Origin of the sequence: Ralstonia sp. TCR112 (assembly GCF_007997035.1) — a bacterium.
In the GTDB taxonomy this organism is placed as follows: Bacteria; Pseudomonadota; Gammaproteobacteria; order Burkholderiales; family Burkholderiaceae; genus Ralstonia; species Ralstonia edaphi.
The window spans coordinates 34,228-47,855 of the sequence record NZ_VOSS01000026.1 but is presented as its reverse complement, the minus strand read 5'-3'; the positions used below and the strand labels follow the sequence as shown (position 1 = coordinate 47,855).

Below are 13,628 nucleotides of genomic sequence, written 5' to 3'. Positions count from 1 at the left end.
GGCGAATTCCGGGCGTGACGCTGACTACAGGATGGGCGCGAATAGCTTGGCCACGTGCATGATCACGCGGCGCAGCGGGTGGGCGTGTTCGTATTCGTCGCGGCCGACGCGGGCGGCTTCGGCAAAATCGACTTCCAGCATCTGCGCGACGTCGTTGGCGAAGCGCGGGTCGGCGGTCATGATCATCAGCTCGAAGTTCAGGCGGAACGAGCGGTTGTCAAGGTTGGCGCTGCCCACGGCGGCAGCCTCATCGTCGATCAGTACGACCTTCTGGTGCAGGAAGCCGGGCAGATAACGGTAGATCTTCACGCCCGCGCGGATCGCCTGATACGCATACAGCGACGACGCCAGGAACACCATGTGATGGTCCGGCCGCGACGGGATCAGGATGCGCACGTCCACCCCCCGCAGCACGGCGAGGCGCAGCGCAGCAAACACCGCTTCGTCCGGAATGAAGTACGGCGACGTGATCCACAGCCGCTTGCGCGCCGATTGAATGGCTTCCATGAAGAACAGCGAGCAGGTTTCCTGTTTGTCGGCCGGGCCGCTGGCGACCACCTGGCAGACCATGTCTTCTTCCGGCCGCAGTTCGGGCACGATCAGTTGCGGCACTTCGTGGGCAGCCCAATACCAGTCTTCGGCAAAGGTCAGCTGCAAGTCCATGACCGCGGCACCGACGATCTCGATATGCGTATCGCGCCACGGTGCAAGCGGCGGCTTTTCGCCCATGTATTCGTTGCCGACGTTGTGGCCGCCAACGTAAGCGCGCTCGCCGTCCACCACGACGAGCTTGCGGTGGTTGCGGAAGTTGAGCTGGAAGCGGTTGACGAACCCGGCGTGGGTAGAGAAGGGCTTGGCCAGCACGCCGCCTTCGACGAGCCGATGCACATAGTGGCGGGGCAGTGCGTGGCAGCCGATGCTGTCGAAGAGAAAGTACACGCGCACCCCGGCACGCGCGCGGTCGAGCAGCAGTTCGGCCAGGCGGCGCCCGAGCGTGTCGTCATGCACGATGAAGAACTGCACGATCAGCACCCGGCGCGCCTGCTCAATGGCCGCAAAGATCGCATCGAAGGTTTCTGCGCCGTTGACAAGCAATCGCACGCGGTTGCGCGCCAGGCACGGTGTGCCGGTCAGGCGAGGCAACGCCTGCATGCAGGTGTGTTGCGGCGCGACCACGCTCGATTCATGGTCGCGCAGGCGGCGCCAGTCGTCGGAGAGGGTGATTTCTCGCAGGCGGGCGTTGTGAAAGCGGCGTGCATCCACATAGCCGGCAAAGGTGCTGCGCCCGAAGATCAGATAGGGGATCAGCGTGAATTCCGGCAGCGTGACCAGCGAGATGGCCCACGCGATGGCGCCCTGCGACGTACGCACGGTCAGCACGGCATGCATGGCAGCGAGCACGCCCACGCAGTGCACAAGAAAGAGGAAGGCGGCAAATGCCGTGGTGTTGGTCAGCATTGAGAGCGTCGGGGGAAACGGCACACCGTTGGCCATTTTGACACGGTCCAGGTGGCGTCGGACAAACACGGATATTGCCCTGGCGGATATCTCGCGTAGTCTGGCTGCGGCGTCCACGTCAGGCACGCCGTATGCTGGTGTGAAGTCAACGTCCTCTCGACCCGCCGTACCCAACCGACATTCGAACATGCAAGGGCACCCGAGGAACCTCCCGACCGCGCTTCTACGCGCCTGGCTTGCCTGGCTGGCCATCGCGCTGCTGACCGGCTGCGCGAGCCTGCCCGAGCATGTCGATCGGCCCGTGACGACGGCGCTGGCCAATGCCCAATCGGCCACCTCGCTGGGGCGCCTCGCGCAGACGAATGCGCCGTCGGCCGATGTGTCCGGCTTCCGGCTGATCCCCTCGGGCGAAGAAGCCTATGCCACGCTGCTTACACTGGCCGACCGGGCCGAGCGTACGTTGGACCTGCAGTACTTCATCATCGCCAGCGACAACAGCGTGCGCGAACTCATGCGCCATGTGCGGGCCGCTGCCGACCGGGGCGTGCGCGTACGCATGCTGGTCGACGATCTGCACAGCGACGGGCGCGACCTGGCGTTCCTGAAGTTTTCGTCGCACAAGAACATCGACGTACGGCTGTTCAACCCGTTTCCTGGCGGCCGCATGTCGAACGTCACGCGGTACCTGAGCGGTGCGGCTGAGTTCCGCCGCGTCAATCGCCGCATGCACAACAAGGCCTTCATTGCCGACAACGCGCTGGCCGTGACGGGCGGGCGCAATCTGGGCGCCGAGTATTTCACCCAGAACGAGACCACCAACTTTGTCGACCTGGACGTGCTGGCCGCGGGGCCGGCGGTGCGCCAGTTGTCGTCGGCGTTCGATGCGTACTGGAACAGCGAATTTGCCTATCCGGTGCAGGCGTTGGCGCCCGAACCGAGCACGGCGCATCCGCCCGCGCAGAAAGACGGCAACTATCCCGCACCCGTGACGATGCCGAACCGGCCGGAAGGGCCGCCCCAGCATATCGACGTGCCGACCCGGCCGATCGACATGGGTTCAGGCTCCGGTTCCGGCAAGGCCTCGCCTGACAAGACGATCTCGCAGCTCGAGCAGCGCCGCAACCGGACTGACCTCGCCAGCCCGGCGCCGGAGCAGCCCTTGCCGCTCAAACCTGCCCCGCGTGACTGGTTCCTCGCCGATCAGATTGCCCGTGGCCGGCTGCGCCTGGAGTGGGCGCCTGCGCAGGTCATCGTCGATCGTCCGGCCAAGGTGTCGGGGGATGAGGTGGAACCTGGCGGTGAGCGTCTCGCCCAGACGCTTCTGCGCCTGATTGACGAGGCCAAGCGCGAGGTGGTGCTCATCTCACCGTACTTCGTGCCGGGCAAGCGCGGCATCGAGGTGGCCAAGCGCCTGCAGGATCGCGGCGTGCGCCTGCGCGTGCTGACCAATTCGCTGGCGGCGACCGACGCGCCCATCGTGCATGTCGGCTATGCGAAATATCGCAGCGCGCTGATCGACGACGGTGTCGAGCTGTACGAACTGCGCCCGACGCTGGGGGATCGCCCCAGGATGATCGGCACGTTCCGTTCGTCGCAGGCCAGCCTGCACGTGAAATCGATCGTGGTCGACCGCAGCACCCTGTTTGTCGGCTCAATGAACATCGACCCGCGCTCGATCGGCCTGAATACGGAAACGGGGCTGATCATCCGCAGCCCGGTGCTGGCGGAGGCGGTGGCCAAGCTGTTCGACGACTCGGTGCGTGACAGCGCCTACCGGGTGACCAAGGACGACGGCCACCTGCGCTGGACCACGCATGACAACGGCAAGGAGGTCGTCGTCGATCACGAGCCGGAAGTGGGCCTGGGCCGCCGGACGTGGATCCAGATGCTGGCGCCGTTTACGCCGGAAGAGCTTCTGTAGCGGCTCCAAAAGAAAAACGCCGCGAAGTGCGGCGTTTTGCAGCGTAGGCCAGGGCTCGCCCGGCCGTTGCTTCATTACATCTTCTGCTTGGTGTTGTCAGCAGCGTTTTCCAGCTTCTGGCCACCGGTCTGGATGTCCTTGCCCATGCCTGCCATCGTGTTGCAGCCAGCCAGAACGGCGCAGCCCAGGGCCAGCAGTGCGATCAGTTTCTTCATCTCGATCCCCTTGTGAGCCGTGCGGTATCCCGCACGATGTTCGCGTGATTGCCACCCCAACCGGTGGCGCAACCCGCATTTTAGTGCCACCCCGCGCACGTGGGGTGCGTCTGCCGCATCTTTTTTACCTTCTTGCATATCACTTGCGGCGCATCCCCGGCATTCGGGTGCTGGCCCTCTATTTCCGCCGCCGCCTGCCGTTAGCACCTTTGGGAGTGAACAGGGTGCCTGAAGAGGGGCGCGGGGAAACGATCTCCGCGCCACACGGGCCAACCATGCAGGGGAAAACACATGTGGAAGTGGATGGATACGAGCATTCGCACGCGGCTGACGTTCCTGGTCGCGGTATTTGCCGTGATGATTGCGGTGGTGGGTTTCGCCGGCATCACCACCGGCCGGGCCACCAATGAAGATCTGCGCGCGGTGTATCTGGAAGATGCCAAAGGCCTTGACCTGCTGGCCAAAGACACCATCAACCTGCTGTGGGCGCGCATCCACCTGACCAATTTCGATGCGGTCTCGTCGCCGGAAGAGCTCAAGAAGCTGCTGGCCGACGCGCACACCATGGTCAATTCGGCCAACGAGGCGTGGGCGCAGTTCATGAAGCTGCCGATTCCGGATGCGGACCGCGCCCAGCTGCAAGCCGCCGATGCCGCCCGCACCAAGTTCGTCAAGACCGCGCTGGAGCCGGCCATTGCCGCGCTGGAGCGCAGCGACCTCACCACGTATCGCGAGCTGAACACCAACCTGGTGCCGAAGCTGTTTGTCGACTACGACGCGGCGCTCGGGCCGCTGGTCGGGGCGCGCTTCAAGTACGGCCAGCAGCGCTTCGACCATTCCCAATCGCGCTATGCGATGAGCATCTGGATCTCGGGCGGCTTGCTGGCCGCTGCGCTGGTGCTGTCGGTGGTGGCGCGCGGCGTGCTCGGCCGCACGGTGGTGCGTCCGCTGGAACGCGCCATCCAGGTGTTCGAGCGCATGGCGTCGGGCGACCTCGCCACGCGCATGGAAGGCCAGACCGCCGCCGGCCGCCGCGACGAAACCGCACGGCTCATGCATGCGGTGTCGTCCATGCAAACGAGCCTGCAGCAGATCATCGGGCAGGTGCGTACGGGCTCGGATTCGATCGCCAGTGCCACCAAGCAGATTGCAGCCGGCAATGCCGACCTCTCGCAGCGCACGGAGCAACAGGCTTCGTCGCTGGAAGAAACCGCGTCGAGCATGGAGGAACTGACCAGCATCGTGAAGCAGAACGCCGACAACGCACGCCAGGCGAGCGCGCTCGCCGTCAACGCGTCGGACATCGCCGTCAAGGGCGGGGAAGTCGTGGGGCGCGTGGTGGACACCATGGCCGGCATCAACGAAAGCAGCCGCAAGATCGCCGACATCATCGGCGTGATCGAGGGCATTGCGTTTCAGACCAACATCCTGGCGCTGAATGCCGCGGTGGAAGCCGCACGCGCTGGCGAGCAGGGCCGCGGTTTTGCCGTCGTTGCCGGCGAGGTGCGCAGCCTCGCGCAGCGCAGCGCCACGGCCGCCAAGGAGATCAAGGAGTTGATCGGGGATTCGGTGGGCCGCGTGCAGAACGGCTCGACCCTGGTGGCCGAAGCCGGCACGGTGATCGACGAGGTGGTGGTAGCAGTGCGCCGCGTGACCGACATCATGGGCGAGATCAGCGCTGCGTCGGAGGAACAGAGCAGCGGCATCGAGCAGGTCAACCAGGCCGTCACGCAGATGGATCAGGTGACGCAGCAGAATGCGGCGCTGGTTGAGCAAGCAGCCGCTGCGGCGGAATCGCTGGAAGAACAGGCTGAGGCGCTGCGCAGCGCGGTGGCGGTCTTCCGCGTCGAGCACGCATAAGCAGCACACGCGCAAGCACGTAAGCCCTTCCGCTTCGCAGCGGGAGGGCTTTTTTTTCACGGCAGCAGATCGCGCGCGCGCTCGGCGATCACGTCTTGCGTGTCGTCGATCCAGCGGGCCGGGAAGGGCTGCGAGAGCAGGTAACCCTGGATGACGTCGCACCGGCAGGCACGCAGCGCATGGAGCTGCGCGGCCGTTTCCACGCGCGTGGCCGTGACGGGCACGCCCGCACCGTGCGCGGCAGTCACCAGACGTTGCAGTGCCGCGTGGTCGCTCGCGTTGGTCACCGCGTTGACGATGGCCTGGTCGAGTTTGACCTGGTCTGGCCGGAACGTTGCCAGGCAATCAAGGCTGTGCGCGGTGGCCCCAAAATCTTCCACAGCCACGCGTGCGCCACTGGCGTGCAGAGCGTCCACGGCCTTCTGCGCTGAGCCGTTGGCGCGGTGCAGCGTGTGTTCCGATATCTCGAAGACCAGCCGTGCGGTCGGCACCGCGTGGCGTGCGGCAATGTCGCGCACGACATCGCTCAATTGCGGATCAAGCAGCTGCGCCACCGACAAGTTGACGGCGGCATGCACGCCCGGCTGATGCCGGCTGTTGCGCCCTGCACGCTGCGATTCTTCGCGCACCAGCCCGGCCAGCATCTGCGCGGCGTTGTCGAGCACCCAGTGGCCCACCTCGCGAATGTCGCCGGTCTGCTCCAGGATCGGCAGAAAATCGACTGGTGCCACGCCCCCCAGCTCGGGTGAGATCCAGCGCAGCAAGAATTCGTAGCCGACGATCCGTCCGTCGGTCAGGCTCAGCTGGGGTTGGAGGTTCAGGCTGAACTGGCGGCGGGCAAGCGCGTGGCGGAGTTGCGCGGCCAGGCGCGGGTGCTCGGCGACGGCGTCGTATCCGTCGGCATGGGCGACGTTGGGGCCCGTGCGTGGAGGCATGGCCGCCGGGGCGTACAGCGCTGGGCTGGGTTCGGCACCGTGCTGTACGCCATACAGCGCCCGGTCGGCCTGTTCAATCAGCCGTGCCGCATCGGCGGGCATGCCTTCGAAAAGCGTCATGCCGATGCTGCAAGAGCAGACCAGCTCGTAACCGTGTGTGATGAAAGGCCGCGTGAGCGCCGCGGAAATCCGCCGCGCGAGATCGTGCACGTCCTGTGCCGAGACGAAGTCTGCGCAGGCAACGGCAAAGGTCTCGGGGCCGATGCGCCCGACGATAGGGGCTGGGCCATCCGCAGGTGGCACGCTCAGCGCCTGAAGCCGCGATGCACATTCGACGATGACCTCTCGCGCAGCCAGCGGCCCGAGCGTGTTGGTCGCCTCGGCAAAATGGTCGAAGCTGATGAGCAGCAGCGCGCCGATTGCGTCCTGGCGAGCCGGTTGCGGCATGGCCGCCAGCAACTGGACGAATCGTTCGCGGTCCGGCAATCCGGAGATGGGATCCAGACTCGATGGCGCGGCAGACCTTGCGCGGCTCATAAATGGGGATCGTCCTGCAAATGCCTTTAAAACGGAAATGCGTACGCTTGATGCACTGTCAATTGTAGAGCTTTGTCACAAGCCAGCCTGCGGCATCATAAGCCGAAAACCGGCCAGGGTGGCCGATCGCCGGCATGTTTTCGGGCGCTTCCGGTCTGTGTTTTTAACGTTTAGCGGTAATTAATTCTGATCAAAGTAGCGCGAATATCAGTCCTTCTGCCCGTTACACCATGCGCTGGCCGCCCCACAGCAACTGCTCATAAATAAAGCACTGCAGCAGCATCTTCTGGGCGGCGACCAGTTCGATGAACTCCACGCCGTATTGATAGACATTGGGCAGGTCGGCCGGCTTTTCACTGCGCACGAGCGCGGCGGCCACCAGCTCGGAGTGGTAGTCGCGCGTTTTTACGCGGAAGCGCAGGCGGGCCGGCGCGCCACTCACTTCAAGCCGATGCGCAGAGCGGAACGACGCGCCCGTCGTGCTGATGTCGGAAATATGGATCATGCGCGGCGGGTCGCCGCTCACCAGCATCTTGCCCACCACGTTGGCGCGCACGCGCAGCGATTTGCGCAGCGTGCGGCTCTTGATCCGCCGCGGCGGCGACAACACGACGTATTCGAACGGGATGCGGCACACCGCCATCACCGTGCACTCGAAGCTGGCAATGCCCTCGCCCGAGAAGGCGTGGACTTCCACGAGTTCGTCCTTGACCGGCATGACGGTGCGGCCGCTGTCGGTGGGCATGGTGATCAGCAGATGGCGTTGCGGGCTATAGCCCATCACGCGCGCGGCGCCCTTGGTCTGGCCGGCACCCGCCGTCAGGCGCACGGTCAGCATGCCGCCGGGGCGCAGGCCCAGCAGCTCCATGGCGATCGTGCGTTCGCCGTCAGGGTCGTCGCCCATGTCGGGGAACATCGTGTTCGGGAACTGCGTGTTTGCAAACGCGGGCGCAGGCGCGGGCGTGCCGTCCGCCAGACGGTGCGGGCGGTGCAGCGTGCACAGCAGATCGATCTCTTCCGGCGAGTGGATGACGTCGCCTTTCGGGACGAGCAGCTGCCCGTCGGCGTCAAGCATCGGCCACGGCAGGGGGATCGCAAGCGGAATGTCGAGAGGTTGAAGTTCGAGCATGGCAATGGGGGCCCCACAGCCGCGCGGGGCCCCACGTTTCTATACGGCCAAATGTTGCACAACTTTAAGCGCACTTATTGATTGTGCAGGGACGGTGGCACGGGAGTTGCGGCCAGCCCGTCATGATCGAGCACAATGGCGGTTCCAACGTGGATGGGGTGAGCGCGCGCATGGCGTCTCGGCAGCATTTCTGGGCGGTGGTGGAGCAGTTTGCGCGCTATGTCGTCATCGGCGGCGGCGCAACGCTGGCGCACTATGTGGGGCTGTTCGGACTCGTGCAGGTGGGGGTGTCGCCGTGGCGGGCATCGGTGGCGGGCAGCGTGATCGGTGCCACGCTCAACTACTTCATCAGCCGGCAGGCCGTCTTCAACAGCACACGCGGGCACATCGGCGCGATGGTGCGCTTCGGTCTGGTGGCCTTCCTCGCCCTGGGATGCAATGCGACCATCATGGCCATCGGCCTCGGGATCGGCCTGTATTACCTGATCGCGCAGGTATTCGCCTCGGCCATCACGGCAGTCTTCAACTTTCTGGTGCACCGGTATTGGACGTTCCGTGACGCCGATGCCGTCGGCGCGCCGACGGAGCCGCAACCAGTCATCGTGCAGGAACGGCCCCCGCATAAGGGCCCGTGAGGGGCCCTCCTGCGTCAATGCCGGCTTCCCACGCTCTGCAGGCCGGCAGCGGTTTCCGTGACGAACGCCACATCGCCGATACCATCGGCGGGCGGGACCGGGGCATCGTCACGCAGGCGTTCCACCACCAGGTGAACGTCGATGACGTCGGCCACGCCCGACGCCTCCAACGAGACGAGTGCTGCCAGCTGCGCAATCGCAAACGTATCCGCGAGCAGCGGTGTGTCGTCGTGGAGGTCGCCGACAACGCGGGCGGATGAGGTCTTTCCAGCGGCGCGCGTAGAGTGCTGCGCGGTCTCACGTGCGCGGTAGGCGAAGTAGGCGTCGGCAAAGTGCACGCGATGCGCATCGAATACCCGCACGGCGGCGGTGAGGGCATCGTCCACCCAGGCCGGGTCGACTGGCGCCGTGCCGGGCTCGGTGCCTTCGGGCAGGCCCGCAAGCTTGAGCGCATACCGATGTGTCTGCGTGCCGGGGGCGACAAAACTCAATTCCATACGACCTCCTACAACCGCGTGCGCTGGTGCCGCGGCTCGCCGTGTTTGAATTCGCCCCCCGAAGCGATATTGAAGAATAGTAACGGAGCTGTCCGATTGCGCGTTTCGTCCTTCCGGATGAGTTCAAGGGGCCTTGTCTTCACCTTAAGACATTCACAATGTGGAGATTGCCGCCCGGCCATGTGGCAAACGGTTGCGTTCGGGCAGTGCCTGTGCGACCTAACCGAACGGCTAGCTGCTTCGCAACGGGCGCCCGTGTACAGTTTTGTCCGATGTCCGGCGACGTCGGGCAGATGTCGACAATCGACGTCGACAAACGCAGACGGGAATGACGCGGGGCGCGTTTCCTTCGCGTCATTTCGCGCACGAGGGGACCGAAAGCGCGCTCGCGGTCCATGTCCCCTCGCGGGAAGGGATTGCCCCGTTAACTCGCGGCTTCTATAGTCCGCCTCGATTCGTGCGCTTGCAACGCACCAAGTCTGTCATTGCCGGCCGTCAACTGGGCCGCACAGACCACGAGACCGGTTACGGGGATCACGCCAACCGCCACCGCGCGCGCCTGACGCAGCCATTGCGTCATGGACCCCGCGGCGCGATGGCCACCACATCAGCCACCCCCGGGACTGCCGCATTCGCGAAACAGCATCGCCATGCTTGAGGACCACCACTTGTACAAGGCTGCGATCGAACATTCGCCGATAGGAATCGGCCTGTGCGCGCCAGAGGGTCGCTTCCTCGACGTGAACCGTGCGCTGTGCGCGCTGACCGGTCACGAAGCACAGGCGCTGCGCACGCGCGATCTGTTCGACCTGTGCCACCCCGATCACACTGAACGCACCCGACATGGTGTCGAGTCGCTGCTCGCCGGCCAGCGCGATGCGCTGTCGATGGAGACGCGCCTGGTCCGCCAGGACGGCACAACCGTGTGGGTGCAGGCCGACGTGGCCGTTGCGCGCGACGACGGCAGCCAGCACCTTGTCGTGCAGATGCAGGATGTGACCGCGCGGCGCCTGGCGCTGGAATCGCTGCGCGCGTCGGAGCAACGGCTGGCCTATGTGCTGGACGGCGCGGGGCTGGGCACGTTCGACTGGTCGACGCGCGCGCGGCATGTGTCGTTCAACCGCCGGACGGCCGACATGCTCGGCTACGAGCCGGCGGATCTGCCCAACGATCCGGATGCATGGTTCGCCATGGTGCATCCGCAAGACGCAGCATTGAGCGCGCGGCGTATCTATCGCCATATGCGCGGCGATGCCGACAGCTTTGAAATCGAGCAGCGCATGCGCGCGCGCCATGGCCAATGGATCTGGGTGGCTGCGCGCGGGCGCGTGACGGAGCGCGATGCCCGCGGCATGGCCACGCGCGTAAGCGGCACGCTGCTCGACGTGACGCAGCGGCGCACGGCGCTGGATCAGGCGCACCACCTCGCGCTGCATGATCCGCTGACGGACTTGCCGAATGCACGTTTGCTTCGCGATCGCCTGTTCGTCGCCATTCAGGCGGCGCGCCGCGCGCGCGGGCAGGTCGCCGTCGTGTTCATCGATCTCGATCGCTTCAAGCCGGTCAACGACGAGTATGGCCACGCGGTTGGCGATCTCGTCCTGAAGGCAACGGCCATGCGGTTGCGCAGCGGCCTGCGCGCCTCCGACACGGTGGCCCGCCTGGGCGGCGATGAATTTGTCGCCGTCCTCACGCACTGCGCCACGCGCGACGATGTGACGCAAACCGTGGAACGCCTGATCGAGCAATTGCAGACGCCGTTCCGTGTGGAGGGCCATGTGCTGTCGATGGGTGTGAGCGCCGGCGTGGCGCTGTATCCGACTGACGGGCGTGACGCGCAGACGCTCATCCGCAACGCCGACGCGGCGATGTATGAAGTCAAACGTGCCGGCGGCAACGGCGTGGGTTTCCATGCCTCGCTCAACTATGAGCGGCTGATGGGCATGCGATCGCGCAATCGCGATCTCGACGGCGAAGCCGACGCGCGCTGATCCGCTACCGCGCACCCAAACAAAACGCCCGCCGCAAGGCAGGCCGTTTTTTTTTCTCAAGCGTTGCAAACGCTCGAAACTCAGAACGTGTAACGCAAGTAGAGCTCGTTCAGATCCGTGCCCGGGTTCGGGCGCTTGATCGACGCGTTCGACAGGTGTTCGAAGCGGTAGCCCATCTGGAATTGCTGCTTGCTGCCGAAGGACACGCCCACGCCGATCATGTCGGAGAACTGGAAGGCCGTGCTGAAGTTGTGCTCATCCGACGTGCGGGTGTGCGAGAGCAGGCGCGGGCCGATGCCGGCTTCAATGAACGGCACCCATGAGCCGCCGCGCTTTTCGATGCGGAACAGCGGCGTCACGCCGAATTCGGTCAGGTTCTGGCGGTTGGTGCCCTTGGTCGAGCGCCATTGGCCCAGCGCCACTTCCCAATCCAGGTTCACGAACCAGCCTTGCGGGTTGCCCCAGTGGAAGCCCGAATCGAAATCCAGATCGACGCCGTACTTCTCGATGCCGTGGCTGTTGTCACGGCCGTAGATGACGCGCACGGAAGGGTCAGCCTGCGCAGGCAGGGCGGCGAACAGCGTGGCGGCGCCCAGGGCGGTGGCCAGCAACTTGGCGGAGCGGGGAAGCGCGGATCGGATCATCAGAGAGAGCGGAATCAGTTGAACGGCGCGCGTGAATCGGGGCAACTGCGTCGGCAACCACGCGCGCGGCGGACATGGTGGCAGGCAAACGGACGGTCGGGATCGCACCGGGGCGAGCTTGCAAGGCATCGGGCGACGCAATTTGCGCGCCTGCTGCTGCACCCGCCCGCCCACATGATCGGGACGGTCCGGAACAAATTCCGACGATTATAGGGGGAACTATCCGACTGCGTGCGTGCTTACGCACAAGGGGACATTGCCGGCGGCGAAACGTCGTCGGCCACCGGCAATGCCAGAAGGGTTATTGGGCGGCCGGGGCGGAAGCCGGCTGCAGCGCCGCCTGGCCGACCACCGGCACTTCGCCGTGCCAGCCGCCGCCCAGCGCCTTCACCAGCAGCACGGCTGCCGAATACTGCTTGCCTTGCAGCGTGAGCAGCGTGCGCTCGGCACTGTAGGCCGTGGCTTGTGCCGTGATGACTTCCAGGAAGCTCACCGTGCCGGCGCGATACCGGTTCAGGTTGAGCTGCGCGGCTTCCTGTGCGGCCTTGACGGCGTCCGCCTGTACCGCAAATTCCTGCGTCTGCCAGCGCAGCGCGGCAAGGTTGTCTTCAACATCCTGGAACGCGCCGAGCACGGTCTGCCGGTACGTTGCGACCGACGCATCGTAAGCAGCGCCGGCCTTGTCGACGGCAGCGGCACGCGCGCCGCCATCGAACAGCGTGGCCGCCAGCGTCGGGGCCGACGACCAGACGCGGCTGGGCAGCGTCGCCAGGCGCGAAAGCGTGTTGGCCGCCAAACCGGCCGATGCCCCGAGCGTGAGCGTGGGGAAGTACGCGGCCTTGGCCACGCCGATCTGCGCGTTGGCAGCGGCCATGCGGCGCTCGGCGGCGGCAATGTCGGGGCGCCGCTCCAGCACGGCCGATGGCACTTCCAGCGGAATGGCGGGCAGTGCCGGCAAGTCGGCCACGCTGGCAGCGGTGGCCGGCGCCAGCGAAAACTCCGCCGGCGGTTTGCCGATCAGCACCGCAATGGCGTGCTCGAGTTGTGCGCGGGTGACTTCCGTATCCAGCAGCAGCGCCTGCGACTGCTTGAGCTGCGTCTGCGCGGTCAGCACATCGGAGCGCTGCGCCACGCCCACGGCGTACTGGTTTTGCGTGAGCTTCAGGAAGCGCTCGTAGTCCGCAACGGTGCGCTGCAAGACGGCCTTCTGGGTATCCGTGACACGCAATTGAAAATAGTTCTGCGCAAGCGTCGCCTGGGCGGACAGCAAAGCGGACGATAAATCGCCTGCGCCGGCTTGCGCGCTGGCCTTGTTCGACTCCACCGATCGGCGGATGCGGCCCCACAAGTCCAGCTCCCAGCTGGCGTTCAGCGACAGACTCTGCGAATTGAGCAGGCTCGGGTTGCCGGTCGACAGGCTGCCGTCCGGGTTGACCGACGTGCGCACGGAACGGCTGCGCGTGGCCGACGCACTGGCCCCCAGCGTCGGGAAGAACGAAGCCTGCGCGGATTGCACCAGCGCCTGGGCCTGGCGGTACTGCGCCTCGGCCACCAGGATGTTCTGGTTGGCGGCCGCGACCTGTTCTTCCAGCGCGTTCAGCTGCGGGTCGTTGAAGATTTCCCACCACTTGCCGCGGGCGATGGCGTCGCTCGGGTCAGCGATTTTCCAGTCGCCGGCTTCCTTGTATTGCTGCGGCACTTCGGCGTCGGGCCGCTTGTAGTCGGGCCGACGCGCAGGCCGAGACGAGCGCGCACGCGGCCAGCGCGAGCAACGAGGTGCGAAGGGCTTGGGTGCCTCTTGTCATG

10 protein-coding genes and 1 pseudogene are annotated in these 13,628 nt (G+C 65.6%); 4 read left to right on the top strand and 7 right to left on the bottom strand.

Annotated features, from left to right (window positions below; translation table 11 throughout):
- Positions 1–24: 24 nt before the first annotated feature.
- Positions 25–1,458 (bottom strand): cardiolipin synthase, encoded by a 1,434-nt coding sequence (gene cls / locus FUT88_RS09410; protein ID WP_147214739.1) that lies wholly within the window; start codon positions 1,456–1,458, stop codon positions 25–27.
- A 187-nt stretch (positions 1,459–1,645) separates the two neighbouring features.
- On the opposite strand from cls, the gene FUT88_RS09405 reads away from it, so the two are divergent.
- Entirely contained in the window at positions 1,646–3,379 is a 1,734-nt protein-coding gene (locus FUT88_RS09405) for a phospholipase D family protein (protein WP_147214738.1), read from the top strand.
- 74 nt (positions 3,380–3,453) lie between these two features.
- On the opposite strand, the gene FUT88_RS09400 is transcribed toward FUT88_RS09405, so the two are convergent.
- Positions 3,454–3,594, bottom strand: coding sequence for an entericidin A/B family lipoprotein (locus FUT88_RS09400; RefSeq protein WP_009240575.1), 141 nt, complete (start codon positions 3,592–3,594; stop codon positions 3,454–3,456).
- Between the two features lie 291 nt (positions 3,595–3,885).
- On the opposite strand from FUT88_RS09400, the gene FUT88_RS09395 reads away from it, so the two are divergent.
- Entirely contained in the window at positions 3,886–5,454 is a 1,569-nt protein-coding gene (locus tag FUT88_RS09395) for a methyl-accepting chemotaxis protein (RefSeq protein ID WP_147214737.1), read from the top strand.
- Between the two features lie 56 nt (positions 5,455–5,510).
- Here the strand turns inward: FUT88_RS09395 and FUT88_RS09390 are convergent, their stop codons facing one another.
- The gene (locus tag FUT88_RS09390) at positions 5,511–6,926 is read right to left on the bottom strand and encodes a bifunctional diguanylate cyclase/phosphodiesterase (RefSeq protein WP_147214736.1); all 1,416 of its coding nucleotides are present in this window, start codon (positions 6,924–6,926) and stop codon (positions 5,511–5,513) included.
- A 223-nt stretch (positions 6,927–7,149) separates the two neighbouring features.
- Positions 7,150–8,055: a flagellar brake protein gene (locus FUT88_RS09385; RefSeq protein WP_147214735.1), complete on the bottom strand. Its 906-nt coding sequence runs from the start codon at positions 8,053–8,055 to the stop codon at positions 7,150–7,152.
- 122 nt (positions 8,056–8,177) lie between these two features.
- Here FUT88_RS09385 and FUT88_RS09380 point away from each other — a divergent pair, with 122 nt between their 5' ends.
- Positions 8,178–8,690 carry a GtrA family protein gene (locus FUT88_RS09380; protein ID WP_147214734.1) on the top strand — a complete coding sequence of 171 codons (513 nt, stop codon included), beginning with the start codon at positions 8,178–8,180 and terminating at the stop codon, positions 8,688–8,690.
- 14 nt (positions 8,691–8,704) lie between these two features.
- Here the strand turns inward: FUT88_RS09380 and FUT88_RS09375 are convergent, their stop codons facing one another.
- Positions 8,705–9,187, bottom strand: coding sequence for a hypothetical protein (locus FUT88_RS09375; protein ID WP_147214733.1), 483 nt, complete (start codon positions 9,185–9,187; stop codon positions 8,705–8,707).
- 650 nt (positions 9,188–9,837) lie between these two features.
- On the opposite strand from FUT88_RS09375, the gene FUT88_RS09370 reads away from it, so the two are divergent.
- Positions 9,838–11,178 carry a sensor domain-containing diguanylate cyclase gene (locus FUT88_RS09370; protein WP_147214732.1) on the top strand — a complete coding sequence of 447 codons (1,341 nt, stop codon included), beginning with the start codon at positions 9,838–9,840 and terminating at the stop codon, positions 11,176–11,178.
- Between the two features lie 80 nt (positions 11,179–11,258).
- Here the strand turns inward: FUT88_RS09370 and FUT88_RS09365 are convergent, their stop codons facing one another.
- Positions 11,259–11,822 carry an acyloxyacyl hydrolase gene (locus tag FUT88_RS09365; protein WP_147214731.1) on the bottom strand — a complete coding sequence of 188 codons (564 nt, stop codon included), beginning with the start codon at positions 11,820–11,822 and terminating at the stop codon, positions 11,259–11,261.
- 301 nt (positions 11,823–12,123) lie between these two features.
- A pseudogene (locus tag FUT88_RS09360) lies at positions 12,124–13,627 on the bottom strand (efflux transporter outer membrane subunit).
- Position 13,628: the final 1 nt, after the last annotated feature.

Coding starts and splice junctions, on each gene's coding strand:
- cls (WP_147214739.1), bottom strand. CDS start 1,458: ATGCTGACCAACACCACGGCATTTGCCGCCTTCCTCTTTCTTGTGCAC.
- FUT88_RS09405 (WP_147214738.1), top strand. CDS start 1,646: ATGCAAGGGCACCCGAGGAACCTCCCGACCGCGCTTCTACGCGCCTGG.
- FUT88_RS09400 (WP_009240575.1), bottom strand. CDS start 3,594: ATGAAGAAACTGATCGCACTGCTGGCCCTGGGCTGCGCCGTTCTGGCT.
- FUT88_RS09395 (WP_147214737.1), top strand. CDS start 3,886: ATGTGGAAGTGGATGGATACGAGCATTCGCACGCGGCTGACGTTCCTG.
- FUT88_RS09390 (WP_147214736.1), bottom strand. CDS start 6,926: ATGAGCCGCGCAAGGTCTGCCGCGCCATCGAGTCTGGATCCCATCTCC.
- FUT88_RS09385 (WP_147214735.1), bottom strand. CDS start 8,055: ATGCTCGAACTTCAACCTCTCGACATTCCGCTTGCGATCCCCCTGCCG.
- FUT88_RS09380 (WP_147214734.1), top strand. CDS start 8,178: ATGATCGAGCACAATGGCGGTTCCAACGTGGATGGGGTGAGCGCGCGC.
- FUT88_RS09375 (WP_147214733.1), bottom strand. CDS start 9,187: ATGGAATTGAGTTTTGTCGCCCCCGGCACGCAGACACATCGGTATGCG.
- FUT88_RS09370 (WP_147214732.1), top strand. CDS start 9,838: ATGCTTGAGGACCACCACTTGTACAAGGCTGCGATCGAACATTCGCCG.
- FUT88_RS09365 (WP_147214731.1), bottom strand. CDS start 11,822: ATGATCCGATCCGCGCTTCCCCGCTCCGCCAAGTTGCTGGCCACCGCC.